This is a genomic window from Pseudomonas akapageensis (genome assembly GCF_011355085.1).
GTDB classification, from domain to species: Bacteria; Pseudomonadota; Gammaproteobacteria; order Pseudomonadales; family Pseudomonadaceae; genus Aquipseudomonas; species Aquipseudomonas akapageensis.
In genome coordinates, this window is the sequence record NZ_VXCP01000014.1 from 67,751 (window position 1) to 92,704 (window position 24,954).

A 24,954-nucleotide genomic window follows, 5' to 3' on the forward strand; every position below is an offset into this window, starting at 1 on the left:
AAGGGGACTAGAAAGGGACTAGAAAGGGGACAGATTTATTTTTGACTAGAAAGGGGACGGACTAGAAAGGGGACAGATTTATTTTTGGTACTCTAATTTTTGGGTCTTGGCGTTAAAAAGAACCCTTCTATTTTCCTACGCTCATGGCGTACCAGCTCTGGACAATTAGAGTAGAGAAAATACATCTGTCACCTTTGTTTTTCCTACTTCTGTGGTCGACACTTTAGGGATGTTCCGTCGACCTCGTAGTTACTGCCGACCTCATTTATAGAAGCAAGACAAAAGCTATCGCCTCCCTGTATTGCGGTTTGATTGAAGGCAATATTCAAAGCATCAGTAGAAGAAGATCCACGAGCAATAATGTGATTAATCACACTACAACCATCCGTAGCGGTGGTGATCAGATCCACTTGCGCTCCTTTGTCTGTCAGTTGCGTAGTACAGCCAGCAGATAGCGCGGTGAAGAATAGCGCGGTGAATGCCGCAGGGATTCGGTTGGGCTTGATTGGGGGCATGAGACCTCCTACAGGTCGCCGCCGCACCAGATGAGGCGGCGTTAAACCAGACTAGCACTCCAAACGAGGAGCACCCGCGCCTGGACATAGGTCGTATCCTGGCGCATCAAGCGATGTGCGTGGTGTTGATCAGAGATCATCTCGAACTGCTGAATAGCCACTACCCCGGAAGATGGGTGAGAACGCCACACTGTGGCGCTGGCGACGTCCCCATATTTTTGTGGAGTCGGTCATACGCTCTGGATTGTGGCGAAGGTTTTTCAAGTAAACCCATGGTCTACAGGCATTGTGTTCAATTCCTATCTCAGCAGTATTCAGAACATCCAACAAAGCCCGCCATTCGCGTCCCTGGATGTTTTTCGAAACATAGTACGTGCGCTGGCTTCGAGCCAACGCGACTCCATTCATCTATGGTGGCGGTGACACCGCAAGGCCGTTCGAAAAGCCACTCCGGACAAGCTTGATCTGAGGGCAAAAAGCGCGATCAAAAGCAATTTTTGCCGGAGCCAGTTTGGTGATTATTTGAACAAATGTCAGAAATCATGATAGATTTCTGACATTGCATCAAACCGCAGTGGTGTCGTCATGAAGAAGCTTCCCGAACTGATCCTCCAGCGCAGCCAGTCTTTGCCAGAAGGCGAAGTGCTGTCGCCGAAAGAGTTTCTGAGCGTGGGCAGTCGCGCAGCGATTGACCAGGCGTTCTCGCGCCTGGCCAGGGCAGGGCAGTTGATGCGCATCTGCCGCGGAATGTACGTCGCGCCGGTTAAGAGTCGTTTTGGCACCCGAGCGCCGGAGCCCGAAAAGGTGATCCAGGCGTTGGCAGAGAAAACAGGTGAGGCGGTGACATCGAGTGGTGCGCGGGCCGCCAACAGTCTGGGGTTGACGCAGCAGGTTCCGGTCCGTCAGGTGTTTCTCACGAGTGGTCGTGCCCGTACCTTGAGGATTGGCAAGGCTGAGGTCCAGATCAACCATGCGCCGCGTTGGATGCTCGCAGCTTCTGCCGCCGGTGAGGCCGTACGCGCACTGGCCTGGTTGGGGGAGAAGCATTCGAGCAGCATGATCCATCAGTTGCATCGTCGACTGCCCGAAAGTGAGTGGGTGCGACTGATGAGCCTTCGTGCAGCGCTGCCATCCTGGATGGCCCGTATGATCGGAACTGAGGCTTTGCATGCCTGAGAATTTCTTCAGCCTGAGCCCGACAGATCAAAGCGAGGCTCTGCTGCAGGCATCCTCTAACCTTGGCCGTCCTGCATTCCTGCTGGAGAAGGATCTTTGGGTGGTGTGGACCTTGGGGAAAATTTTTTCCTCCACAGCTGGGGATCACCTTACTTTCAAGGGTGGGACTTCTCTCTCCAAGGTCTACCGGCTGATCGATCGATTCTCTGAGGACATCGACCTCACCTACGATATTCGCCAGATCCTGCCAGAAGCTCAAAGCGAGATTCCCCCAAGTGGCAGCCAGGCAAGAAAGTGGTCGAGCAAAGTTCGTGATTGGCTTCCTGGCTGGATTCAACAGACGGTTGTGCCATTGCTGACTGATGCACTCGCGAATGAGGGGATGGGGGCAGATCTGGTTCAGGAGGGGGACAAGCTGTATTTGCACTATCCTCCGCGAACCCCAGCTGACGATTATGTTGCTCCCAGGGTGATGCTTGAATTTGGCGCGCGCTCAAGCGGTGAGCCACACGGTCGGAAACACGTGACTTGCGATATGGCTGCGGCCCAGTTGGAGGGTGTTGTTTTTCCCGAGGCTGAACCCATTGTGATGGATGTTGCGCGAACATTCTGGGAAAAAGCTACAGCTGCGCATGTGTACTGTGTTCAAGAGCGCTTGAGGAGCGAGCGGTTTGCTCGGCACTGGCACGATCTCACTGCGATTGTGCAGAACGAAGCGTTCGCGGGTGTTGTTGCGCGCCGTGACATCGCAGCGCTGGTCGCAGATCACAAGTCCTGGTTTTTCAGTGAGAAGGCTGCAGACGGTAGCGTCGTGGATTACCGGCATGCAGTAGGCGGCAATCTTCGGTTGGTGCCGATAGGTGAAGCGCGCGCCAACTTGGCGGATGACTATGCCAAGATGCTCGAGGGCGGGATGTTCGAAAGTCCCCCTCCAACTTTCGATGCCCTGATGGTGGCATGTGCAGAGCTCGAGACGCATCTGAATGCAGCTGCGAAAACTTGGAGGGCCTGATTTTCAGCGTCGCTAAGACCAAAATGGAGGTGGGACCCAAAAGGGCCAGATTTGCTCTTACTGGGTACATTAGAGTAGGGAAATCAAATCTGTCTCTTTTCGCTGCCCTTTCCACTCACGTCACGTTATCCATGGCGGACACACTGTTCATCATCAGAATTTGAGCGCTGTCGCCCACCGCGACGTACCCATGCGGTTGATCCGCATCAAAAAGGATGCTGTCGCCTTCATTTCACAAGGGGACAAGGAAAGGGGACAAGAAGGAAAGTGAAAAAAGAAGGAAAGGGGACAGATTTTTTTCTACTCTAAATTTTTTGCTCTGGCCCTTAAAAAGGGCCCTTCGCTTCCTAGAGTTTATAGTGAATCCGCTCGGGTCATTTAGAGTAAGGAAAATAAATCTGTCCCCTTATAGTCCTTATAGTCATTCCCCTTTCAGTCAAAAGCATTCACATCGTAGAACGGCCTGCGCTGGTAGAACCATTGCAGGCGCGCCTTGGGGGGGCTTTGGCGAAGGTTTTGTCATCCTTGAGCTTCTCCTCGAACTCGACCTTTAGCGCCGGATCCTCGGTCAGAATCTTGCGCGCCATCGGCTCCATCACGTACTCCTCCGGCTCTGACTCGTTCTGGTCCTAGGGCTTCTTCAATTCCATCATGGGTTGTCATGAAATGTTAAAGGACTGTCGCAAAATGAAATGTTGGCAGCCCTCCCATCTATAAACTCTTCCTCACGATCTGCGCAGCAAGCGCTACTTTCCGTGCTCGCTCCATCGACCCAATGGCTGCCCGTATGACCTACCGGGGATAGCGGTGAATTAACAATTCGCTGAATGCGGGTGCCCTGCCTGAGTTGCCGCTGTGATAGGCGAGATTTATCACGCCTGGTTTTTTTCAGTTGGACTGACGTCCTTACCTTTGATGTCAGCTGCCGTGTGGCCAACCACATTTTGCGGACAGAAGGTCTCACCTGCCGTTTGAACGATTCATCCTGGAGTACCTAAGTGATCAGTCAATACCTCGAAGGCTTCCTGAAGACAGCGTCAGCGAACACGGTAACCGAGTGGTTCATAGTTGCCATGTTGGTCATTACGCTGCTGGCGTTTGTTGAGGGCCTACGTGGCAAACACGGCAAATTTCTCGAGCACGCGCCGGCGGTTCTGGTTTCGCTGGGCATTCTGGGCACCTTCATTGGCATCGTAATCGGTCTGCTGGCCTTCGATGCCCATGACATCAAGAACAGCATCGAGGGGTTGCTTGACGGTCTCAAAACGGCCTTTATCACCAGCCTGGTGGGCATGTCGCTTTCCATTGTGCTCAAGGCCCTGGATGCCTGCTGGTTTGCCCCCGCCCGCAACCGTGCGGAGGAGCCCGACGAGGTTACGCCCGAGCATATCTATCACGCGATGAACGAGCAGGTGCAGCTGCTGGAAGGGCTAAACCGTTCGCTCGCCGGTAATGAGGAAGGCTCTGTAGCCGGGCAGCTCAAGCTGTTGCGTGCCGATATGAGTGACTTCCGCAATGGTCTGGCGCGGGATCACAAGGAATTCAAAGAGGCTTTGTTCATTCAGCTCGCCCAATTTTCCGAGATGCTGTCGCGATCCGCGACCGAAGTGGTGATTGATGCATTGCGCCAAGTGATCCAAGACTTCAACCGACATCTGGTGGAACAGTTCGGGGACAACTTCAAGGCGCTGAATGAGTCGGTGGTCAAGATGATCGACTGGCAAGAACTGTACAAATCACATGTGGAAACGCTAGAGGGGCGTATCGAGCTGGCCGTACAGGAGTTGCAGAGAACCGCCACGGCAAATGAGGCCATCAGCCGTGCGCTGGCTGCATCCGAGGAGTCGATTGGCTCGATTGAGACACATTGCCAAAGCATTCCGGTAGCCATTGGCCAACTTGAGCCAGTATTGAGCAGCAACCAGCGTCAAATTCAGAATCTGCATCAGCATCTGGAGGCATTCGTTGCCATGCGCGACCAGGCCACTCGAGCGGTACCTGAACTTCAGCAGCATATGGAAATGCTCTCGCAGCAGCTCTCCGAGAAGATGGGCACGGTGATGTCCACCATGCACGAAGGTGCGCTTGAGTTTGGCCGCTCGGTGGAGCGTACCAACACTGCGCTGACGGACGCGTCGCATGTTATCAGTTCCCAAACCGAGCAGATCAGCCTGAATATGAAGGATGCGACTGAGGAGTTTGGCTCCTCCGTGCGCGAAACGCTGGAGACCATGTTGCGAAATTCGCAGTCTCTCGAGCAGCAGATGGGGCAAGCGGTGGAGCAGATTACCCGTTCCTTGGCCGATGAGTTCAGACGAGTAACAGAGCAGATGCAAGGCAGCCTGTCCTCGGCCATTGATTCCACCATGACGACGCTGCGCACTTCGGTTGAAGGAACCCTCAGCCACACCGAATCGCAGATCCAAGGGACTGCCAATCGCACCCTTGGGGCTGTCGAGGCTCAGGTCAGGGAAGCAACCGAGCGGGCCAATGCATCCCTGCAAGCGCAGCTCAATGCGATGGATCAAGCCATCGGGCGCGAACTTGAGATGGTGTTCAGGGAAATGGGATCGGCTTTAGCGACCATTTCTCGCCGGATTGCTGATGACCACTCGGAGCTGACCCAGCGGGTGAGCATGCAATGAGTACGCTGAACAGGCTGTTCCGGTCCAGCCGAACAAACAAGGAAGATGCCGAACACTGGATTGGCATCTCGGACATGATGTCAGGCCTGATGATGCTGTTCCTGTTTATGGCCGTGGCGTACATGTATTACGTGCAGGTCGAGCGCGAGAACATCAAAGAGATTGCTGTCGCTTACAAGAATACACAGGTCGACATCTACAATGATCTGATGAAGGAATTCGAGGGTGATCTGAAACGCTGGAATGCCGAGATCGAGCTAGAAACGTTGGAAGTGACCTTTAATAATCCCGAGGTGCTTTTCAGCACCGGTTCACCCCAGCTGACCAATCAGTTCAAACTCATCTTGTCGGACTTTTTTCCTCGCTACGTGGCGGTATTGACCCACTACCGCAATGCCATTGAGGAGATCCGCATCGAAGGGCATACCAGCAGCGACTGGGGCACCTTGCACGGCGAACAGGCTTATTTTCCGAATATGGCACTGTCTCAGGACCGGACGCGTTCCGTGCTGGAAAACGTACTGTCACTGCTGACCACCGGGGCAGACAAGGAATGGGTGCGCTCGAATTTTGCGGCAGTCGGGTATTCCTCGTCGCGACGCATTTTGGATTCCAGTACGCAAACTGAGAATGCGACCTTGTCTCGACGGGTCAATTTCAGGGTAATTACCAACTCCGAGCTCCAGATCCGCAACATCATTGAGAGGCTCAATGGAAATCAGGGTTGATTTATCCGAGCTGTGGGGGCAGGTCAATCGGCTGGGCACGCAAGTGATCGAATTTGACTGGACTGCAGCAGCGCAGTTGGATCCGATCGATGTCGAGTTGCAAGACGGCAAAGAGATCGCTTTAAAAGATCTCAACGTCCTCAATGGACTGCTCAGCGTCCATGGCCGCCAGGTGCTGCTTTATATCCCGGATCAATTCTCCCCCGTAGATGTGGTGCAAGGGGCACCGGAAAAGGGAAAGCGCTTTCATGTGGCCGATTGCAAGACGCTCAGCGAAATGCGTTCGAAGGGGCGATTCGAGCGGTATGTTGTAACCAACAATTTGAGTGGTGTGTTCAAAATCACCGGAAAAAACAGTTGCGGCAGTCATGAAGTGCTCGACTCCAGCCTACTGGTATGCAAGAACTGCCTGGAAAAACTGAATTATCAGAACTACTGCCATGACAGCACTCGACCTCACATATGGACGCGATTTGCTATCGCAGAGTTTTTCGAAACCTACAGTACGATCTTCCGCCATCTGCCCCAGCGTCTATCTCAGAGTCTGGGTAACACCGACTATTCGGAGGACTGGCCGAAGATCTCTGCCGAAGTACGGCGTCGCTGTCGATTCAATTGCGATGAATGCTGTGTGAATCTGTCCGAGCATCGGCGCCTGCTGCATGTCCACCATCTCAACGGCGTCAAGTCGGACAACTCCAGCGCCAACCTGCGCCCACTTTGTGCTGATTGCCACCGCAAGCAGCCCATGCATGGGCATCTATTTATCTCCGCTGGCGATATGAAAATGCTCATTCGCTTGCGGCGCGAACAGAGCATTGTCGCCGCTGATTGGAAAGGCGTCATGGGTTTGGCTGACCTGGCGGTTCATGGCGCCTTGTTGCATGCTCAACAAAAGGGATTTGGCGTGCCCATAATCGAATACGAATTCATTAACGACAAAGGTGTGGTCGTGGCAGATGTTAAGGTCGCCTGGCCCGAACAGCGCATCGCAATTTGTGTATCAGATGCGCCGCAGATCGCAAACTGGGACATGCTGAACCCTGTTGAGTTTATCGAGCGGTTCCGGTGACGTGAGCGGGGGACAGATTTTTTTGGTGTTCTAATTTTTGGGCCTTGGCGTTAAAAAGGACCATTCGTTTTTCCTATGCTCATGGCACACCAGCCCTGGAAATTAGATTAAAAAATAAATCTGTCCCCTTTTCACGTAAGATTAAAAAATAAATCTGTCCCCTTTTCACGTACCCTTTTCGGTCTTTCACTCGTAGATCCTGGTTTGATTTGGTCATTCCTCTTACGCTACTTCTTTTGCCGGCACTTTAGGGAAGTTCCGTCGATCTCGTAGCTACTGTCGACCTCATTTATAGACGCAAGACAAAAGCTATCGCCTCCCTGCGATGCAGTTTGATTGAAGGCAATATTCAAAGCATCGGTAGAAGAAGATCCACGAGCAATAATGTGATTAATCACACTACAACCATCCGTGGCGGTGGTGATCAGATCCACTTGGGCTCTTTTGTCTGTCAGTTGCGTAGTACAGCCAGCAGTTAGCGCGGCGAAGAATAGCGCGGTGAATGCCGCAGGGATTCGATTGGGCTTGGTTAGGGACATGAGACCTCCTACAGGTCGCCGCCGCACCAGATGAGGCGGCGTTAAACCAGACTAGCACTCCAAACGAGGAGCACCCGCGCCTTGACATAAGTCGTATCCTGACGCATCAACCGATGTGCGTGGTGTTGTAAGAGATCATCTCGAAATGCTGACTAGCCACTACCCCGGAAGATGGGTAAGAACGCCACACTGTGGAGCTGGCGACGTCCCCATATTTTTGTGGAGTCGGTCATACGCTCTGGATTGTGGTGAAGGTTCTTCAAGTAAACCTATGGTTTGTAGGCATTGTGTTCGATTCCTATCTCCCCTCCAGTCAGAACATTCAACAAAGCCCGCCCAGTGCGGGCTTTGTTGTTTCTAACTGTCTCGTTTCCACGTGAACAGGGCGCTACCGACTACCCTAGGCCGGGTCACTCCGGCGAGCAAGGATGCCCGCAAAGGAATGCAGGTTGTCAGTTGACAACTCGCTGTCTCGTACCCAGAATGGAGAAAAGCCAATGACCCGATCCTCTCATCCCAGAAAGGAGGTCGAACAAGCCCTGAGGCACGCTGAGGCGCAGGGCTGGAGAGTCGAGGTGGGCGGAGGGCACTGCTGGGGCAAGATTTTTTGCCCATACAACGACAGTGAATGCCGCTGTGGAGAGTTTTGCATTGCCAGCGTCTGGAGCACTCCGAAGAACCCGGGCAATTTTGCGAAACAGTTGCGGCGAGTGGTGGATAACTGCACCACTCACCGTGCACAGGAAGAGGTCAGGGAGACGCCGGCCGAAGCGGAGGAATAGCGATGGAATATATCTTTACCTTGAAGTACCAACTGGCGACTGAAGACCAGGACATGGACACACTCGTTGAACGCTTGGGCGAAGCGGGTTGCGATGATGCGTTGGTGGGTATTGGTCAGCCTGGCCGGTTGGCATTGGAGTTCGTTCGCGAAGCCGCGTCGGCGGAGGAGGCGGTGAAGAGTGCACTGGCCGATGTTTGCAAGGCTGTTCCTGGTGCTCGGTTGATCGAGGCAACTCCGGACCTGGTAGGTCTTACCGACGTTGCGGAGATTGTTGGGGTGTCTCGCCAGAATATGCGCAAGCTCATGCTTGCACATGCCAATAATTTCCCGGCGCCGGTGCATGAGGGCAGTGCTTCGATCTGGCATCTTGCGGATGTTTTGAGCTGGATGCAGGCACGGGGTACCTATGCCTTGGCTCAGGATGTATTGGATGTGGCTCGCATTGCGATGCGCGTCAATGTTGCCAAAGAACATCAACGGGTGTTGGGCAGGCACTCGGATTTGGAAGCGTTCGCTTATTGATCCGGGATTAGAAAAAGAGTTTGAACCCGACCATGGCCGCGACCAAAGCGGTGGCGGCGCCCAGAAGAAACGGCAGCAGTGTAGGGCGGGCCGGGCGGCGCATGTCGGCGGCCAGTTGGGCCATCTCTTCGCGCAGCTGTTTCAGAACTTGATCGTGGTTCATGGTCATTCCCTTTGCGCTCTTAACCCAAGCGCTTTTCAAAGTAGACGCGATTAAACCCATCCTCCGAGCGCCGCTGCACTTCGACGTAACCAAGCCGAGGATAGATCGACAGATTCTCGGTCATCTTCTCATTCGTGTAGAGATGAACACTGCCAAGTCCCAAGCGCACCGCCTCTGTCTCGCAAAATTGAATGAGTGCCTTGCCGACTCCTTTCCCTCGCGCGACTTCTGTCACCGCCACGTTCTCAAGAAACAAATGCTGATCCACCGGAAAGAACACGATGAAGCCCAGCAATCCGTCCTGCTCTCCCGTGCATAGGTACACATGGCCCGCTGCAATCTGCGCCCTGTAATCCGCCAACATCGGCGCAGGCTTTCGTCCTATCACGGCAACATATTGGTCATACGCTTGCTCGGCACAAGCGCGTACCGCGACCTCGTCGTCTGCAACTGCCGGGCGGATCAGGTGACGTTCGTTCATGGTCATCCGTTTGTGGGGCTGGAGGAATGCCAGCGAAACTCAAACCCGAGTGTTGCTGGCATTCATCATTTACGAGCATACAACAGGCAACTTAGCTCTTGGCTTTGGCCGCACGCGCTTTCTCTTTAGCCTCAATCCCATCAATCACCGCATCCACCAGTGCCTTGGCCATTTCGATGGAGTGAAGTGTCGACCAGAGCAACCCCGTATTAGCGTCGGTCTCGCTGATACAGATCTGGTAGGTGGTTTCCCGCGCGCATCTGAGCGACAGGGAAGCATGCACCAACGCATCTTCGGCGTTGATGCCGCCGCACACGGAAAACAAGGGTCCATGCCCTGCATCACAGGTGCCGAAGGCGGTCATTACGGTTTTGTAGAGGTCATCTGCAGAAGGTGGATCGGGAACGATTTTGATCATGATGGAGCTCTCAAGTTTGTACATGGGAGCTGCCACTGTTCGCTTGCACACGAATGAGGTGGCAGCTGTACGCGGGTGTGCAAGACCGAGGAACTTGAGAAACCCGGCAGGCCCGAAGACCTCCCACGCACAGCCGCCATAAAACACTTCGCGAAGGAAGAACTCCGAAGAAGGCTATGACGCTGTTTGTTCTCAAGTTACGAGCTTGCACGCTCGGTCGCTGATTTTGCAGCGACCAAACGAGACTAGAGCGCATACCAAACAGACGCAACCTTCAGGAGGGCGACACGAGCCGTAGGATAATTCCTTAATTTGAATTCAAGAAGAAAATTCCTCTTGAATAAAAAATAAGCAGCGCATGGCGCTGCTCGAAGGGGAATGTAACGCGGACCTTATGGCTCTTGCGGCCAATGGAAAACCACGGACTTGGCGCCATTGTCATTGACCGCAACGTTCTGGCGTTTCTCATGGCCATTACTGGTGCTGACCACCGTGTACTGGTCTGCCGGCAACCTCACATAGAGGTAGGGGCCAACATCGCTCAGCGACAGTACCGATTGGCCGTTGGTTTTTTGAATCGCCACATTGTCGACCGGCAGGTATTGGCCTTCAGGGCCGGTGGCGAAGGTCATGCGCAGGTTGTAGCCGCCGTGTATCTGTTTCATGGCGGTGGATTCATCCAGGCCGATACCGCCGGACAGGTAGGCAATGCCGTTCTGTTGCTGCGGTTGCAGTTGCACGGCCGTCGGGTCGACCTGCTGGGGTTGGAGTTTGACGGCCGACGCTTCGACCGGTTTGGTGGTCTGGGCTGCCACGGGCGCGACTGGCTCCAGCCCAGGCGCTTGCGCCCAATGGAAGACCACGGATTTTGCTCCGCTGCTGTCCACTGCAACGTTCTGGCGTTTTTCCTGGCCGTTACTGGTGCTGACGACCGTGTACTGACCTGGCGGCAACTGCACATAGAGGTAGGGGCCGACATCGTTGAGCGTCAGTACCGATTGGCCGTTGGGTTGTTGAATCATCACTTTGTCGACCGGGAGGTATTGGTCCTGCGGGCCGGTGGCGAAAGTCATTCGCAGGTTGTAGCCACCACGTATCTGTTTCATGGCGGTGGATTCATCCAGGCCGATACCGCCGGACAGGTAGGTGATGCCGTTCTGTTGCAGCGGTTGCAGTTGCACGGCCGTTGGGTCGACCGGCTGGGGTTGGGTTTGAACGGCCGAGGAGTCGACCGGTTGGGCGGCCTGGGATATCGCGGGCGAGAGTGTCACCAGCATGCCCAGGACAGCCCCCGAAAGGGCTGATGAGTGGATACGCGTCATGAAAACTACTCCTTGGCTCGTTTAGAACCCAGGTTTCGCCCGCGTATAACCACGGGCGTGCAAATGAAGCGGTACATAGGTTTCGATGACGGGGTTTCGTGAGGGTTCCAATTATTTGGTTCAGCGCAGGGTGAAAGCTGCGTGACCAAATCGGGAAGGGCTGACATGGACTCTGTGGGAGCGGGTCTTGCCCGCGATGGGCTGCGCAGCGGCCCCTGCTGCATCAGGCCGGACATCGCAGGGGAAGGCTGCGCCTTCCATCGCGGCGGTCCGGCGATCCGGCAAGACCCGCTCCCACAGGTTCAGAGGCTCAGGCGCATCGACAGGTCTACTGCCTTGATGTCCTTGGTCAGCGTACCGATCGAGATGTAGTCGACACCCGTTTCGGCGATGACCCGCAGTGTGCTTTCGTTGACGCCACCGCTGGCTTCGAGCTTGGCGCGGCCGGCGTTGAGGCGTACGGCTTCGCGCATGTCGTCCAGGCTCAGTTCGTCGAGCATGATGATGTCGGCGCCACCGTCCAGGGCCTCTTTGAGTTCTCCCAGGCTTTCGACTTCGATTTCCACGGGCTTGCCCGGGGCGATGCGGTGCGCGGCGCTGATCGCCTCAGGGATGCCGCCACAGGCAGCAATGTGGTTTTCCTTGATCAGGAACGCGTCGTACAGGCCGATGCGGTGGTTGTGGCAACCGCCGCAGGTCACTGCGTACTTCTGCGCCAGGCGCAGCCCGGGGATGGTCTTGCGGGTATCGAGCAGTTTCACCTGGGTGTCCGCGACCATGTCGGCGTAGAACTGCGAGCGGGTGGCAACCCCCGACAGCATTTGCAGGAAATTCAGGGCGCTGCGTTCGCCACTGAGCAGCGATCGGGCCGGGCCTTCTAGGTTGAACAGCACCTGGTTGGCCCTGGCGCGGTCGCCGTCGCTGACCTGCCAGTGCACCGCCACCCGTGGGTCGAGCTGGCGAAACACGCTGTCGACCCAGGCCGTGCCGCTGATGACGCAGTCGTCGCGGGTGATGATGGTGGCCTTGGCCAGGCGTTCGGCCGGGATGAGTTGCGCGGTGATATCCCCGCTGCCGATGTCTTCCAGTAACGCACGGCGCACGTTGGCTTCGATTTCGGCAGTCAGGTCGGCGAGGCGTAGATTCGGCATGGAAGGCTCCACAAAACAAGTGGCCGGATTATAGGGCAGCGAATCGACGCGGGCGACCCTTGCCGTGTATTGGCCCGTTGAACAGCCTTTTGTCTGGTGGATTGAGCTTTTTCGGTTTTTTGCTGTCCACCACAGATGGCCCCTCTGCGGTGCGGGCCGCCGTATCGGTTTTGACCAGATCCGTCAGGAGGCCGTGATGTTCAACGACGCAAAGGTGGTGCCCTTGAAGGCAACCACCGCCCCGGCGCCGCATGCACCGCTCGCGCGCCTGCCCGTGGCACTGTTGCAGGTGCGCGACAGCGCCGTGGCGGAGCTCAAGCATGGGCTGCAGGTCTTGTTCGACAACGCCGCCGACACCTTGTACGAGCTGGCCGACAAGGCGCCCAACAACGCCGACCAGGCCTTCTTCCTGCAAGCCGCGCGTGACGTACGCCGGGAGCGCCAAGGCGTCGAGCGCGGATTCATCGAACACTTCAATGCAGCCTTCATGCGCATCGGCCAGTCCGATGTTGCCGAGCTTGCCACCTTCGACAGGCTTACCCTGGTCGCCAATGATGAGCTGCAGCGTACCGTGGCCCTGGATGCCATGGTCGCCAAGGTCCTGGCCCGTGACGGCGTGGCCCTGGGGCAGCTCACCCGGCGCTTCAATACAGTGCTCGGCAAGCCACTCGATGATCATGACAATCCCTTGGGCCCGGCGCAGTTGTGTGACTGTTTTCTGCGTGCCGGGCGCAGTTATGGGGTGGATCTCAAGATCAAGTTGATCATCCTCAAACTGTTCGAGACTGCAGTGCTCAATGAAACCGGGCAGCTGTATGCACTGGCCAATCAGCTGCTCGGCAACCTTGGCGTGCTACCCGAACTGCAGGCCCTGCCAAACCGGCGAGCCTCGGATCAAACTATCGGGACGCCGCGTCGCTCGGCCAACGAGGCCTCGGCCAAGGCGTCCAGCTGCCAGTATGAAGCGGGCGTGCAGGCGGTCTTCGCCTCGTTCCAGGCGTTGTTGCCTCCCGTGCGGGGTGGCTTGAAAGTTGGCAAGCGGGCGTCGCTGCTCACCACCCGCGATCTGATGCGGTTGCTGACGCATCTGCAACATTGCCTGCCACTGTCGAGCTCCCTGCAGGATTACGACCTGCGCTATGAGCTCGAGCGGCTGCTCACGCGCCTGAGCATGAGAAGTGGCGTGGGGCACCGCGTGGGTGCGGTCGAGGACGACGTGATCAGTCTGGTCTCGCTGTTGTTCGCAGCGATTGCCGCTGACAGCAATCTGGCCGAGTCGCCCAGGCGTCTGATCGGTCGCCTGCAGATTCCGCTGCTCAAGGTTGCGCTGCTCGACAAGAGCATTTTCAGCCGGGGCAATCATCCGGCCCGGCGCCTGCTGAACGAGATTGCCGGCGCAGCCCTTGGCCTCGATGGCCGTGAAGCGGGGCCGTGCGACAGTCTCTATCTGCGTATCGAGCATATTGTGCAGCGGCTCACGGATGAGTTTGTCGACGACCCGGCGATTTTTTCCGAGCTGTTGGCCGATTTCCTGCTGTTTCTCCACGACGAGCGTCGCCGCAGCGAACTGCTCGAACAGCGCACCCGCGATGCAGAGCTCGGGCGCGCCAACACCGAGCAGGCGTTGCAGCGGGTGGAGCACGAGCTCAATCGGCGCCTGCATGCGCGGATACTGCCGCAGCGGGTCATCGGGTTTATCCAGGAGGCCTGGAGCCAGGTGCTGTTGCTCGCCTGGCTCAAGCAGGGTGAAGACTCTGCACAATGGCAGCATGGCTTGAGTACCCTGGACGACCTGATCTGGAGCGTCGAGCCCCACACTGATGTCGAATCACGTTTGCGTCTGCTCGAGATCATGCCGGGTCTGCTCAAGTCCCTGCGCGAGGGCCTGGTCAGTTCGGCCTTCGATCCGTTCGCCACCGGTGAGTTTTTCAGCCATCTGCAGGCCCTGCATGTGCTGGCGTTTGAAACGACGTCCGTGAGCGACAGCGACATTCAGCAACTGGTGGTGGTCGATGAAATCACCCTGGGTGGCGCCGCACCGGCACGCCCGTCACCGCTCCACGAGCAGCAGGTCGGCGATGCGCAGGCAAGGGCTCGGGTTGATGCGCTGCGTCCAGGCGTCTGGGTCGAAGTCCAGCAAAACGGGGCACCCAGCCTGCGTTGCAAGTTGGCGACCATCATCGACATCTCCGGGCAGTACATCTTCGTCAACCGCAACGGCTTCAAGGTCCTCGAGAAAACCCGCGGGGAGCTGGCCTTGCTCTTTCATCAAGGACAGATCCGCCTGCTCGATGACGCCCTGCTGTTCGATCGGGCGCTGACATCGATGGTCAGACGTTTGCGTGCTCTAAAGGATTGAGCCAAAGGACTTGTAACACCGCATCAATGGGTGCTGCCCAGCGGGCGAGCATCGCGGCATACTGGGCCTGTCGATTCTACTGTTCAAGGAACCCGTATGCAGTTGGACTCCGCAAGCGGCTGGTGCCGTGGTGTGCAGCATTGTCCCTCCCCAAATTTCAATGCGCGCCCCGAGGGTGAAATCTCGCTGCTGGTGATTCACAACATCAGTCTGCCGCCGGCGCAATTCGCCACGGGCAAGGTCCAGGAATTTTTCCAGAATCGCCTGGATGTCACCGAACACCCCTATTTTGAAGGCATCGCCGAGTTGCGGGTGTCTGCGCATTTTCTGATCGAACGTGACGGTACGCTGACCCAGTTTGTCTCCTGTCTGGAGAGGGCATGGCATGCCGGCGTGTCGCGTTTCGACGGGCGCGAAGGCTGCAATGACTTTTCCTTGGGGATAGAACTTGAAGGCACTGACGATCTGCCCTTCACTGACGCACAGTACCGGACGTTACAGGCCCTGACGCGACAGTTGCAGGCCGCTTACCCGGCCATCACGCTGGACCGTATCTGCGGTCACAGCGATATCGCCCCGGGTCGCAAGACCGACCCCGGGCCGGCATTCGATTGGGCACGGTACCGTGCCGGGCTGCTGGACAAAGAGGACGCACGATGAGTTTTCTGGTGTTGCTGCTGGTGTTATGGATAGAGAAGTTTTCAGCCCTGCGCCACCGTATCCAGCACGATGGTTTCTTCCTGCGCGAGCTGGCCAGGGTCGAACGGAGCCGGCAGATGGCAGGGCACCCCTGGTGGGTGCTGGCGATCATGGTTTTTCTTCCGGTTGCGGTGCTGGCCCTGCTGCTGCTGGTGCTAAAGCCGGTCGCTTATGGCTGGCTGGCGTTTCCACTGCATTTCGTGGTGGTGATCTACAGCCTGGGCCGGGGTGACTTCATGGCAGCCCTGGGGCCGTTTCGCGATGCCTGGCGGCGCGGCGATGAACAGGCCGCAATTCATGTCGCCGAGCGTGACCTGAAGCTTGGCGCCGACGATGCCGGGCAATTGCTCGAGCGGGTTCAGGGGCATCTGTTGTGGCAGGCCTACCAAAGCTTCTTTGCAGTGATTTTCTGGTACTTCCTGCTCGGGCCGGCGGCAGCGCTGTGCTATCGGTTGTTGGCGCTGGTCGCCGAACAGGGCCACAACCGGGCCGTGGTGGAACGCGCCGAGCAGCTTCGACATGCTTTCGACTGGATACCGGTGCGCCTGCTCGCGGTCAGCTTTGCCCTGGTCGGCAACTTCCTGGCGGTCAGTCGGGTCTTGCTCCATGAACTGCTCAATTGGCACATCAGCGCGGCCAGGTTGATCGAAAATGTCGGTCGCGTTGCCGGCGAACTGCCCGCGCCGGTTCCCGGTGAAGAAGGGCTGGTCAGCCTCAATACCCTCTGGGAGTTGCTGCTGCGCGCGGCAGTGCTCTGGTATGCGGGTTTTGCCGTCTGGACCGTGCTGGGGTAGGGCGGTTTCGCGTCTTGGTGGGGATTCGGCCATTCTCCGGATCTCCACTGTCTTAACCTTTAGTTACAAACCTTCCGACCGATATGGGTTATACAGGGGCAGCGTTTTCGCGAGTGGCCTTCTGCAACCGCGCACGTATAAAAATAAGATAAAAGAGGGGACGACTTGTGAAGAGCGTGTTGTATCCGGCTGTCGCGTTGATGAATCGCCTGAGTTTCGGCATGAAGTTCAGCCTGATCAGCGTCATGTTTTTCCTGCCCATGTCGGTCACCAACTTTTATCTGGTACGGGATTCCTGGCGCGAGTTCCAGGGCACCCGCGTCGAGTTGCAAAGCCTGGATTTGCTGGGCAGCAGCATGACATTGCGGCGTGATCTGGAAGCACTGTCCAACCTGGTCAGCATCAACGTCGTGATGGGGCAATCGTCCAAGGCTGGTGATCTGGAACCGAAAATCACCCACCTCGAGCAGACGATTGCTGGCCAGATGCAGGGCCTGGTTGCCGTCAGCAAGGACGAAGCGCAGATCATTGCCTTCAATACCAAGCGTGATGAAATGCTCGCAGCCTTCAAGGCCGCGCAAAGCGAGAGCTCCCTGCAAACCAAAAATGCCATGACCGAAAAAGTGCTCGCCCATGCGCAAGTCCTGAGCAAGATCATCGTCAGCCAGGCGGGTTTGAACCAGGACAGCGACAATGTCGTGCGCCAGCTCATTGAATTGATCACCAACGTCACGCCGCAGGTGACCCAGACCCTCGGCGATGGCCGGGCGATGGGCTCGTACTCCCTGGGACAGGGGTTTCTCAACTCTGTCGTCAGCAACCGTTTCGAAGAGTTGCAGCAAAGCCTGGACAAGCTGCAGGCCGACTACGCCCTGAAACTTCAGGATGCACTGGGCTCAAGTCCCAAGGCACAGGCTGAACTGGGCGGGCTCGCCGAGAGCAGCCGGGCCACCCTCAAGCAAGGCAGCGAGCTGTTCGAGAGTCAGGTGGTCATGGCCGATTCCCTCGATGCGCCATGGCAAGGCTTCTACGACCAGGTCAGCGGGTTGATGGACAAGACCTATCAGCTGAACGGGGCCACCTCAGGTTTTATCAATGAGCAGCTGCAACACCGGCTTGAGGAAAAACGCCTGCAGATGGTGCTGCTGGTTGTGGCGCTGGCCCTGGTTTTCCTGACGATTGTCTACCTGTACGGCGGTTTCTATGCCTCGACCCGTACCACGTTGAGCAATCTGGGCGCGGTCATGGACAAGGTCGCGGCCGGCGACATGACCGTCAGCTTCAAGGCGCAAAGCCGTGATGAGCTGGGTGAGCTGGGGCAGGTGTTCAACAGCACCGTGCAACGTATTCATGATTTGATCGAGCAGGTCGGGCTCACCGTGGTCGAGGTCGAGCGTCAGGCCAGCCAGGTCCATACCGTCTCGGCTCAAAGCAACCAGGCGGTTTCCGGACAACGCAGCCAGATCGAGCAGGTGGCCACGGCGATGAACCAGATGTCGGCCACTGCCCTGGAAGTGGCACGCAGCGCCGCGGCGGCCGTGAGCAGTGCCCACAGCGTCAACCAGGAAACCGCCAGTGGGCGCGGCCTGGTCGAGTCGCAGCAGGGCAGTATCGTGCAGCTGGCCGGCGAGATCGATCAGTCGGTACTGGTGATCAACCAGCTGGCAACCGACAGCCAGGCCATCAGTCGCGTACTGGAAGTGATCAAAAGCATTGCCGAACAGACCAACCTGCTCGCGCTCAATGCCGCGATCGAGGCGGCGCGTGCCGGTGAGCAGGGCCGTGGTTTTGCCGTTGTCGCCGATGAGGTACGAACCCTGGCCAAGCGCACCCAGCAATCGACCGAGGAAATCGAACAGATGATTTCCCGGTTGCAGACGGGCGTCGGCGCGGCAGTCAAGGCCATGGGCACCAGCCATGAGATGGCGGCAGGTACCGTCAGCCAGTCGGAGAAAGTCCAGAAGGCGTTGGAAAACATCCTTGGTGCGGTCGGCATGATCGTCGATCAGAACCAGCAGATTGCCGCTGCTGTCGAGCAGCAGACCGCGGTGGCCCATGACATCGACCAGAATATTGTCGAGATCAACCGCGCCGGCGAGCGCACGGCCCAGGGTGCCAATCAGACCGAGGATGCCAGCCGGCAGTTGTCGTCGCAGGTCGTGGTGTTGAAGGGGTTGATCGGGGCGTTTCGCGTCTGACCCAACTATGCGTGGCCAGCTGTAGGATTTGTCTTTTTTTCGTAACAGGTATGTCCCTATCTTCGAATGAAGGTAAGAATAGCTGCTTCGGAAAATAAGAATATATGCCATGAATAACAGGAAGTTAGGCATTTCCGGCATTTGCACTCATTGCCGGAACAAACTGGAGCTGGCCAGTTGGCAGATCAATGCCATCGCAATACGGGTAGATATCGTCTGCCCGCATTGCAATCAACCCTTGGGTTTGAAGTGCTCACGCCAGCGCAAGGCGCTGAAGAACCTGGACCATCTGACGACGCTTCGGGTCAGTATGCTGATCTTCACCGCCAGCAGCATGCTGGTGGCGTTGGTACTGGAATGGATAGGCCTGATCAGCGTGCTGGCGCAGCTCAACTTTTCATTGATCATGTTCTACTTGTATCTGTACACCTTGCGCCGCACCCGGGAGAAGCATCGGCTCACCTTGACCCTGCAGGCCGGCGGCAAGAAGTCTCAAGCCCAGTGAAACACTTCGCAGGCATTGCGGCTGCTGGCTGAGGCCAGTTCGTCGACGCTGATACCCATCAGTTCGGCATGGGCCTGGGCTATTTGGGTGAGGTGCTCGGGGCTATTGCGCACACCGGGGAACATGGCCGGGGCCATGTCCGGCGAGTCGGTCTCCAGGACTACGCTGCCCAGCGGCAGCGCCGCAATCACCTTGCGCAGGCGTAATGCCTGGGGCCAGGTGGCAGCGCCACCCAGGCCGAGCTTGAAGCCAAGCTTGATGTATTCGCGGGCTTCTTCGTAGCTGCCGGAAAACGCATGAATGATGCCGGCACGCTGCAGGCGAAAACGCTTGAGGCTGGCGATCACCGGGGCATGGCTGCGCCGCACATGCAGCAGGGCAGGCAGGTCGAAATCGGCGGCCAACTGCAATTGAGCATCGAATAACGCTTGCTGACGCTCCCGGTCCAGTTCTGGCAGGAAATAATCCAGGCCGAACTCGCCCACGGCACACAGTTGCCGATGCCCCTTGAGGCGCGTCAGCCAATCCCCCAGTTCAGTCAAATCCTCGGGGCGATGCTCATCGAGATAGACCGGGTGCAAGCCGAAGGCGGCGTAGAGGTGCGGGTCGCCCAGCACCAGGTCCCAGACCCGCTGCCAATTGCGTTGATAGACCCCCAGTACCACCATGCGTTCGACACCCAGGGCCCGGGCGTTGGCCAGAACCTCGGGCCGATCGGCGTCGAAGTCCGGAAAATCCAGGTGCGTGTGGGTGTCAATCAGCCTCATGTTCAGGCCTCGAAAATGCGCTGCTTGAAGGTCCTGGCGATGGCGTGGACGCCGGGCTCGTATTGCTTCTGTTCGATGGCGGCGACCGCCAGGCGCAAGGCGGTTTCTGCCATCAGGCCGTGTTGCTGGGCCATGGCGTTGACCGGCAGCGGCAGGAAATCCAGCAATTGCGTATCGCCAAAGGTGCCCAGGTGCAGCGACCTGGAGTCAGCCGCCCTGGCTTGCAGCACATCGAAGACACCCTGCAGCAGCACGTAGGAGGTGGTCACCAGCGCATCGGGCAGGTGGCCGAGACGATCGACCAGGTCGTTCATCAGTTGCCGACCGCAGTCGCGGCTGAAGGCTTCGCCCTGCTGGATCAGGATCTCGCCGCCGAAGTCGCTCAGTGCCTGTTCAAAACCGCCGGTACGTTCCTGGCTGACGCTCAGTTCGGGGCGCCCGCCGATCAGGGCGATATGCCGCGGCATCGGTACCAGCAGGCTGCGGGTGAGCTGCAGGCTGGCATGGCGGTCGTCGCTGACCACCGAGCAGAAGCGGGCAGGGTCCATGGTCCGGTCGATACCAATGACCGGCAAGCCCTTGGCTTGCAGTTCAAGGTAGCTGTCGTCGCTGGCTGGCAGGCAACTGGCGACGAACAGGGCATCGCAGCGGCGGGCGCGGAACAACTGCTGCAGTTGCCGTTCGCTTTCGGGGTTGTCGTCGCTGCTGGCGATCAGCAGTTGATAGCCCTGGGCCCGGGCACCTTGTTCCAGCTGCTTGGCAATGCGCGCATAACTGGGGTTTTCCAGGTCCGGCAGGATGAAACCCAGCGTGCGCGTGTGCCGGCTGCGCAAGCCCGCCGCCTGGGGGTTGGGCGTGAAGCCGTGTTGCTCGACCACAGCCCGCACCCGTTCGACGGTGCTGTTGCTGATGCGCTGCTGTTCGGCCTTGCCATTGATGACATAGCTGGCCGTGGTGACCGACACCCCGGCCAGGCGGGCGATATCGCTGAGTTTCAACCGAAGATTCCTTTTGTTACGGCAAAGGCATGCCTGAGCATTCTCGCTGATCTTTTTGACTTCGGGCAGCCGACCATTGTCGCGACGTAGCGACGAACTGGGGCTTCATAGTTTCCAGATTATCGAGTAACGTGCATACAAGGATAGATTAAACGATTCAGCAAGCGAATTTACTGCCCTGAAATCTCGTATCTCGCAGGCTGATGGTGCTTCGAAGCGTGGGTCGATCCCCCCAGGGTGAATCACCCTATGCTGAATTATCCACAACAATACCTCAGCGCCGACCGTGCGCTGCAAAGGAGAAAGGCATGCTCGAGCTCACTTTAGAGCAGATATCCATGGGCCAGACGGCAGTGGACAAGTCTGCCGCCCTGCAGTTGCTGGCCGACCACCTGGTGTCCGACGGGCTGGTTGCCGAGGGATATCTCGCCGGCTTGCAGGCACGCGAAGCGCAGGGATCGACCTTTCTCGGCCAGGGTATTGCGATCCCACATGGCACTCCACAAACGCGCGATCTGGTGTTCACCACTGGCGTACGCCTGATGCAGTTCCCCGAAGGCGTGGACTGGGGCGATGGCCAGATCGTTTACCTGGCCATCGGCATTGCCGCCAAGTCCGACGAGCATCTGCGCCTGCTCCAGCTGCTGACCCGGGCCTTGGGTGAAACCGATCTGGGCCAGGCATTGCGCCGGGCCAGTTCGGCCGAGGCCTTGCTGAAGCTGCTGCAAGGCGCCGCGCAAGAACTCGCCCTGGATGCCCAGATGATTGGCCTGGGCGTGGTCGCCGACGATTTCGAAGAGTTGGCTTGGCGAGGTGCTCGCCTGTTGCGCCAGGCCGACTGCGTCGGCAGCGGCTTTGCGGCGGTGTTGCAGCAGGTCGAGGCGCTGCCTCTGGGGGATGGGTTGTGGTGGCTGCACAGTGAGCAGGCGGTCAAGCGGCCAGGGTTGGCCTTTGTTACACCGCACAAGCCCTTGCGTTATCTCGGCCAGCCGCTCAACGGGCTGTTTTGCCTGGCCAGCCTGGGCGAGGCCCACCAGGCCTTGCTCGAGCGGCTGTGCGCGTTGCTGATCGAAGGCCGGGGAAATGAATTGTGCCGGGCCACCAATACCCGGGCCGTGCTGGAAGTGCTGGGCGGCGAAGTACCGGCCGACTGGCCGAGCGCTCGCATCGGCCTGGCCAATGCCCATGGCTTGCATGCCCGCCCGGCGAAAATCCTCGCGCAACTGGCCAAGCAGTTCGAAGGCGAAATTCGTCTGCGCATTGTCGACAGCCCGGAGAATCCGGTATCGGCCAAGAGCTTGAGCAAACTGTTGGGGCTGGGCGCGCGACGCGGCCAGGTACTGGAGTTCATCGCCGAACCCGCCATTGCCGGCGATGCCTTGCCGGCATTGGTCGAAGCGGTCGAGCAGGGGCTGGGCGAAGAAGTCGAGCCGCTGCCCGTGGTTGCTGCCGGGGTTGAAGAGACCGTCCCGGAGCTGCCGCCATTGCTGGCGCCGATTGCCGGTGCGGTGATCCAGGGCATCGCGGCGGCACCGGGGATTGCCGCAGGCCCGGCGCACATGCATGTGCTGCGCGAGATCGACTACCCCTTGCGCGGTGAATCGCCAGCGCTTGAGCGTGAGCGCTTGCAGCAGGCCCTGATCGAGGTGCGCGAGGATATCCAGGGTCTGGTCCAGCGCAGCAAGGCCAAGGCCATCCGCGAGATTTTCATCACCCACCTGGAAATGCTCGACGATCCGGAACTGACCGACGACGTCGACAATCGCCTCAAGCAGGGCGAGAGCGCGGCCGCGGCATGGATGTCGGTGATCGAAGCGGCCGCCAGGCAGCAGGAGTCTCTGCACGATGCCCTGCTGGCCGAACGCGCGGCGGATCTGCGTGACGTGGGGCGTCGTGTGCTGGCCCAGCTGTGCGGCGTCGCCACCCTCGAGGAGCCTGAGGAGCCCTATATTCTGGTCATGGACGAAGTCGGCCCGTCCGACGTTGCCCGCCTCGATCCGGCCCGGGTCGCCGGCATTCTCACCGCACGCGGTGGCGCGACGGCGCACAGTGCCATCGTCGCGCGTGCACTGGGCATTCCGGCAGTGGTCGGGGCCGGTGATACGGTGCTGTTGCTGGCGTCGGGCTGCCCCTTGCTGATCGATGGCCAGCGTGGCCGTCTGGTGGTTGCACCCGCGGCTGACGTGCTGCGCAATGCCCTGGCCGATCGCGACAGCCGCGCCCAGCGTTTGCAGGCCGCCGCTGCCCGGCGCCTGGAGCCGGCCTTGACCCGCGATGGTCATGCGGTCGAAGTGTTCGCCAATATCGGTGAAAGCAGCGGTATTGCCGCCGTGGTCGATCAGGGCGCCGAAGGCGTTGGCTTGCTGCGTACCGAACTGATCTTCATGGCCCACCAGCAGGCCCCGGATGAAGCGACGCAAGAAGCCGAGTACCGCCGTGTGCTCGATGGCCTGGCCGGACGGCCGCTGGTCGTGCGGACCCTGGATGTCGGTGGCGACAAGCCGTTGCCTTATTGGCCGATCCCCAAGGAAGAAAACCCCTTCCTCGGTGTGCGTGGCGTTCGTCTCACACTGCAACGCCCGCAGGTCATGGAAACTCAGTTGCGGGCGCTGCTGCGAGCCGCCGACAACCGGCCCCTGCGGATCATGTTTCCCATGGTCGGCGGTGTCGAAGAGTGGCGCCAGGCGCGCGACATGACCGAACGCCTGCGCCGGGAAATCCCCGTGGCCGACCTGCAACTGGGGATCATGATCGAAGTCCCGTCAGCGGCCTTGCTGGCTCCGGTACTTGCCCGTGAAGTGGACTTTTTCAGTGTCGGTACCAATGACCTGACCCAATACACCCTGGCCATCGACCGTGGCCATCCGACACTGTCGGCCCAGGCCGACGGCCTGCACCCGGCCGTGCTGCAATTGATCGATATCACCGTGCGCGCCGCCCATGCCCATGGCAAGTGGGTCGGCATCTGCGGCGAACTGGCCGCCGATCCCGTCGCCGTGCCGGTGTTGGTCGGGCTGGGTGTCGATGAGCTGAGCGTGGCGGCGCGCAGCATTGCCGAGGTCAAGGCCGGGGTCCGCGAACTGACCCTGGCCGACGCCCAGGCCCTGGCGCAACAGGCGCTGTTACAGGGGACCGCCGCACAAGTGCGGGCCCTGGTGGAGAAACCATGATGGCCAGGATTCTGACAATTACCCTCAACCCGGCGCTGGACCTGACCGTCGAATTGCCCGAGTTGCGTCTGGGCGAGGTCAATCGCAGTGAGGTCCTGCACAGTCATGCGGCGGGCAAGGGCTTGAACGTAGCGCAGGTGCTGGCCGATCTTGGCCACACGTTGACCGTGAGCGGATTTCTCGGAGAGGACAATCAGCAGCCGTTCGACGCGCTGTTTGCCCGGCGCGGCTTCGTCGACGCCTTTATCCGCGTACCCGGCGAGACCCGCAGCAATATCAAGCTGGCCGAACGCTCAGGGCGCATCACCGACCTCAACGGCGTTGGCCCGTGGGTCGATGAACAGGCCCAGCAAGCGTTGCTGGCGCGCCTGGAACAGATTGCGCCCGGTCATGATGCGGTGGTGGTGGCCGGCAGCCTGCCGCGCGGAGTGAGCGCACAATGGCTGCAGGCCCTGATTGAATGGCTCAAGGACATGGGCCTGAAAGTTGCCCTGGATACCAGCGGCGCCGCCTTGCGTGCCGGGCTCGCGGCGGTGCCATGGCTGGTCAAACCGAACGCTGAAGAACTGGCCGAAGTCATGGGCACGGCGGTCGATCCCGTGGCAGCTGCGCAACAACTGCGTGACCAGGGGATCGAGCACGTGGTGGTTTCCCAAGGTGCCGAGGGGGTGAGCTGGTTCAGCCGCCAGCCGGCGCTGCAGGCGCTGCCGCCCAAGGTCCGGGTGGCCAGCACGGTAGGGGCGGGTGACTCGCTGGTGGCGGGCATGGTGCATGGGCTGCTGAGCGATCACAGCGCCGAGCAGACCCTGCGCACGGCCACCGCCATCGCGGCGATGGCCGTGACCCAGATCGGCTTCGGGATCAGCGACACCCTGCAGCTTGCTCAGCTTGAGAACGAAGTCAGCGTACGCGCCCTGACAGAACAATAAGAGGGTT

At 58.7% G+C, this 24,954-nt stretch carries 22 protein-coding genes and 2 pseudogenes; 14 read left to right on the forward strand and 10 right to left on the reverse strand.

Annotation, left to right across the window (positions count from 1 at the left end):
* Positions 1–203 precede the first annotated feature (203 nt).
* Positions 204–515: a hypothetical protein gene (locus F2S13_RS11130; protein ID WP_166360647.1), complete on the reverse strand. Its 312-nt coding sequence runs from the start codon at positions 513–515 to the stop codon at positions 204–206.
* 585 nt (positions 516–1,100) lie between these two features.
* On the opposite strand from F2S13_RS11130, the gene F2S13_RS11135 reads away from it, so the two are divergent.
* Positions 1,101–1,691: a DUF6088 family protein gene (locus F2S13_RS11135; RefSeq protein WP_166360649.1), complete on the forward strand. Its 591-nt coding sequence runs from the start codon at positions 1,101–1,103 to the stop codon at positions 1,689–1,691.
* On the forward strand, positions 1,684–2,703 hold the full coding sequence (locus tag F2S13_RS11140) for a nucleotidyl transferase AbiEii/AbiGii toxin family protein (protein ID WP_166360651.1): 1,020 nt from the start codon (positions 1,684–1,686) through the stop codon (positions 2,701–2,703). The genes F2S13_RS11135 and F2S13_RS11140 overlap by 8 nt, the downstream gene beginning before the upstream one ends.
* A 432-nt stretch (positions 2,704–3,135) precedes the next feature.
* Here the strand turns inward: F2S13_RS11140 and F2S13_RS11145 are convergent.
* Positions 3,136–3,317 (reverse strand): annotated as a pseudogene (locus tag F2S13_RS11145) (hypothetical protein); the annotation flags it as partial.
* A 384-nt stretch (positions 3,318–3,701) separates the two neighbouring features.
* Between F2S13_RS11145 and F2S13_RS11150 the strand changes: the two are divergent.
* Genes F2S13_RS11150 through F2S13_RS11160 form a run of 3 tightly spaced genes read left to right on the forward strand, consistent with a single transcriptional unit; the run spans position 3,702 to position 7,148 of the window.
* Entirely contained in the window at positions 3,702–5,348 is a 1,647-nt protein-coding gene (locus F2S13_RS11150; protein ID WP_166360653.1) for a coiled-coil domain-containing protein, read from the forward strand.
* On the forward strand, positions 5,345–6,076 hold the full coding sequence (locus F2S13_RS11155) for an OmpA/MotB family protein (RefSeq protein ID WP_166360655.1): 732 nt from the start codon (positions 5,345–5,347) through the stop codon (positions 6,074–6,076). The genes F2S13_RS11150 and F2S13_RS11155 overlap by 4 nt, the downstream gene beginning before the upstream one ends.
* On the forward strand, positions 6,060–7,148 hold the full coding sequence (locus F2S13_RS11160) for an HNH endonuclease (RefSeq protein ID WP_166360657.1): 1,089 nt from the start codon (positions 6,060–6,062) through the stop codon (positions 7,146–7,148). The genes F2S13_RS11155 and F2S13_RS11160 overlap by 17 nt, the downstream gene beginning before the upstream one ends.
* A gap of 227 nt (positions 7,149–7,375) precedes the next feature.
* On the opposite strand, the gene F2S13_RS11165 is transcribed toward F2S13_RS11160, so the two are convergent.
* Positions 7,376–7,687, reverse strand: coding sequence for a hypothetical protein (locus F2S13_RS11165; protein ID WP_166360659.1), 312 nt, complete (start codon positions 7,685–7,687; stop codon positions 7,376–7,378).
* A gap of 497 nt (positions 7,688–8,184) precedes the next feature.
* Here F2S13_RS11165 and F2S13_RS29400 point away from each other — a divergent pair, with 497 nt between their 5' ends.
* Both F2S13_RS29400 and F2S13_RS11175 read left to right on the forward strand, forming a co-directional pair.
* Complete coding sequence (locus F2S13_RS29400; protein WP_166360661.1) at positions 8,185–8,469, forward strand: hypothetical protein; 285 nt, start codon at positions 8,185–8,187, stop codon at positions 8,467–8,469.
* 2 nt (positions 8,470–8,471) lie between these two features.
* Positions 8,472–8,993, forward strand: a complete 522-nt coding sequence (locus F2S13_RS11175) for a helix-turn-helix transcriptional regulator (protein ID WP_166360663.1) — start codon at positions 8,472–8,474, stop codon at positions 8,991–8,993.
* A gap of 7 nt (positions 8,994–9,000) precedes the next feature.
* Here the strand turns inward: F2S13_RS11175 and F2S13_RS11180 are convergent, their stop codons facing one another.
* The 5 genes from F2S13_RS11180 to nadC all read right to left on the reverse strand — a co-directional run bounded on the left by F2S13_RS11180 (position 9,001) and on the right by nadC (position 12,528).
* The gene (locus F2S13_RS11180; protein ID WP_166360526.1) at positions 9,001–9,156 is read right to left on the reverse strand and encodes a hypothetical protein; all 156 of its coding nucleotides are present in this window, start codon (positions 9,154–9,156) and stop codon (positions 9,001–9,003) included.
* A 19-nt stretch (positions 9,157–9,175) separates the two neighbouring features.
* The gene (locus F2S13_RS11185) at positions 9,176–9,637 is read right to left on the reverse strand and encodes a GNAT family N-acetyltransferase (RefSeq protein ID WP_166360665.1); all 462 of its coding nucleotides are present in this window, start codon (positions 9,635–9,637) and stop codon (positions 9,176–9,178) included.
* Between the two features lie 91 nt (positions 9,638–9,728).
* The gene (locus F2S13_RS11190; RefSeq protein ID WP_166360667.1) at positions 9,729–10,055 is read right to left on the reverse strand and encodes a DUF3077 domain-containing protein; all 327 of its coding nucleotides are present in this window, start codon (positions 10,053–10,055) and stop codon (positions 9,729–9,731) included.
* Positions 10,056–10,447: 392 nt separating this feature from the next.
* Positions 10,448–11,377: a hypothetical protein gene (locus F2S13_RS29700; RefSeq protein WP_343047411.1), complete on the reverse strand. Its 930-nt coding sequence runs from the start codon at positions 11,375–11,377 to the stop codon at positions 10,448–10,450.
* Between the two features lie 302 nt (positions 11,378–11,679).
* Positions 11,680–12,528, reverse strand: coding sequence for a carboxylating nicotinate-nucleotide diphosphorylase (gene nadC, locus F2S13_RS11205; RefSeq protein WP_166360669.1), 849 nt, complete (start codon positions 12,526–12,528; stop codon positions 11,680–11,682).
* Positions 12,529–12,724: 196 nt separating this feature from the next.
* On the opposite strand from nadC, the gene F2S13_RS11210 reads away from it, so the two are divergent.
* From F2S13_RS11210 to F2S13_RS11230, 5 genes and pseudogenes are all read left to right on the forward strand, one after another.
* Complete coding sequence (locus F2S13_RS11210; protein ID WP_166360671.1) at positions 12,725–14,887, forward strand: DUF1631 domain-containing protein; 2,163 nt, start codon at positions 12,725–12,727, stop codon at positions 14,885–14,887.
* A gap of 96 nt (positions 14,888–14,983) precedes the next feature.
* The gene (gene ampD, locus F2S13_RS11215; RefSeq protein WP_166360673.1) at positions 14,984–15,547 is read left to right on the forward strand and encodes a 1,6-anhydro-N-acetylmuramyl-L-alanine amidase AmpD; all 564 of its coding nucleotides are present in this window, start codon (positions 14,984–14,986) and stop codon (positions 15,545–15,547) included.
* Positions 15,544–16,380 (forward strand): regulatory signaling modulator protein AmpE, encoded by an 837-nt coding sequence (ampE, locus tag F2S13_RS11220; protein WP_166360675.1) that lies wholly within the window; start codon positions 15,544–15,546, stop codon positions 16,378–16,380. The genes ampD and ampE overlap by 4 nt, the downstream gene beginning before the upstream one ends.
* 1,679 nt (positions 16,381–18,059) lie before the next feature.
* Positions 18,060–18,578 (forward strand): annotated as a pseudogene (locus tag F2S13_RS29795) (methyl-accepting chemotaxis protein); the annotation flags it as partial.
* Between the two features lie 109 nt (positions 18,579–18,687).
* On the forward strand, positions 18,688–19,083 hold the full coding sequence (locus tag F2S13_RS11230) for a hypothetical protein (protein ID WP_166360679.1): 396 nt from the start codon (positions 18,688–18,690) through the stop codon (positions 19,081–19,083).
* On the opposite strand, the gene F2S13_RS11235 is transcribed toward F2S13_RS11230, so the two are convergent.
* The gene (locus F2S13_RS11235; protein ID WP_166360681.1) at positions 19,071–19,850 is read right to left on the reverse strand and encodes a TatD family hydrolase; all 780 of its coding nucleotides are present in this window, start codon (positions 19,848–19,850) and stop codon (positions 19,071–19,073) included. The genes F2S13_RS11230 and F2S13_RS11235 overlap by 13 nt on opposite strands.
* A 2-nt stretch (positions 19,851–19,852) precedes the next feature.
* Positions 19,853–20,848 (reverse strand): catabolite repressor/activator, encoded by a 996-nt coding sequence (gene cra / locus F2S13_RS11240; RefSeq protein WP_166360683.1) that lies wholly within the window; start codon positions 20,846–20,848, stop codon positions 19,853–19,855.
* A gap of 308 nt (positions 20,849–21,156) precedes the next feature.
* Between cra and ptsP the strand changes: the two genes are divergently transcribed.
* Together ptsP and pfkB are read left to right on the forward strand one after the other, a co-directional pair.
* The gene (gene ptsP / locus F2S13_RS11245; RefSeq protein ID WP_166360685.1) at positions 21,157–24,018 is read left to right on the forward strand and encodes a phosphoenolpyruvate--protein phosphotransferase; all 2,862 of its coding nucleotides are present in this window, start codon (positions 21,157–21,159) and stop codon (positions 24,016–24,018) included.
* On the forward strand, positions 24,018–24,947 hold the full coding sequence (gene pfkB, locus F2S13_RS11250; protein WP_166360861.1) for a 1-phosphofructokinase: 930 nt from the start codon (positions 24,018–24,020) through the stop codon (positions 24,945–24,947). Before ptsP ends, pfkB begins: the two co-directional genes overlap by 1 nt.
* Positions 24,948–24,954 lie beyond the last annotated feature (7 nt).

Bases quoted from the DNA above. Each gene is read 5' to 3' on its own strand.
- F2S13_RS29400 (WP_166360661.1), top strand. From the start codon at position 8,185: ATGACCCGATCCTCTCATCCCAGAAAGGAGGTCGAACAAGCCCTGAGG.
- nadC (WP_166360669.1), bottom strand. From the start codon at position 12,528: ATGCCGAATCTACGCCTCGCCGACCTGACTGCCGAAATCGAAGCCAAC.
- F2S13_RS11190 (WP_166360667.1), bottom strand. From the start codon at position 10,055: ATGATCAAAATCGTTCCCGATCCACCTTCTGCAGATGACCTCTACAAA.
- F2S13_RS11230 (WP_166360679.1), top strand. From the start codon at position 18,688: ATGAATAACAGGAAGTTAGGCATTTCCGGCATTTGCACTCATTGCCGG.
- ampE (WP_166360675.1), top strand. From the start codon at position 15,544: ATGAGTTTTCTGGTGTTGCTGCTGGTGTTATGGATAGAGAAGTTTTCA.
- F2S13_RS11180 (WP_166360526.1), bottom strand. From the start codon at position 9,156: ATGAACCACGATCAAGTTCTGAAACAGCTGCGCGAAGAGATGGCCCAA.
- F2S13_RS11130 (WP_166360647.1), bottom strand. From the start codon at position 515: ATGCCCCCAATCAAGCCCAACCGAATCCCTGCGGCATTCACCGCGCTA.
- F2S13_RS11160 (WP_166360657.1), top strand. From the start codon at position 6,060: ATGGAAATCAGGGTTGATTTATCCGAGCTGTGGGGGCAGGTCAATCGG.
- F2S13_RS11235 (WP_166360681.1), bottom strand. From the start codon at position 19,850: ATGAGGCTGATTGACACCCACACGCACCTGGATTTTCCGGACTTCGAC.
- F2S13_RS11165 (WP_166360659.1), bottom strand. From the start codon at position 7,687: ATGTCCCTAACCAAGCCCAATCGAATCCCTGCGGCATTCACCGCGCTA.
- F2S13_RS11155 (WP_166360655.1), top strand. From the start codon at position 5,345: ATGAGTACGCTGAACAGGCTGTTCCGGTCCAGCCGAACAAACAAGGAA.
- F2S13_RS11140 (WP_166360651.1), top strand. From the start codon at position 1,684: ATGCCTGAGAATTTCTTCAGCCTGAGCCCGACAGATCAAAGCGAGGCT.
- pfkB (WP_166360861.1), top strand. From the start codon at position 24,018: ATGGCCAGGATTCTGACAATTACCCTCAACCCGGCGCTGGACCTGACC.
- F2S13_RS11185 (WP_166360665.1), bottom strand. From the start codon at position 9,637: ATGAACGAACGTCACCTGATCCGCCCGGCAGTTGCAGACGACGAGGTC.
- F2S13_RS11175 (WP_166360663.1), top strand. From the start codon at position 8,472: ATGGAATATATCTTTACCTTGAAGTACCAACTGGCGACTGAAGACCAG.
- ampD (WP_166360673.1), top strand. From the start codon at position 14,984: ATGCAGTTGGACTCCGCAAGCGGCTGGTGCCGTGGTGTGCAGCATTGT.
- F2S13_RS11210 (WP_166360671.1), top strand. From the start codon at position 12,725: ATGTTCAACGACGCAAAGGTGGTGCCCTTGAAGGCAACCACCGCCCCG.
- F2S13_RS29700 (WP_343047411.1), bottom strand. From the start codon at position 11,377: ATGACGCGTATCCACTCATCAGCCCTTTCGGGGGCTGTCCTGGGCATG.
- F2S13_RS11135 (WP_166360649.1), top strand. From the start codon at position 1,101: ATGAAGAAGCTTCCCGAACTGATCCTCCAGCGCAGCCAGTCTTTGCCA.
- ptsP (WP_166360685.1), top strand. From the start codon at position 21,157: ATGCTCGAGCTCACTTTAGAGCAGATATCCATGGGCCAGACGGCAGTG.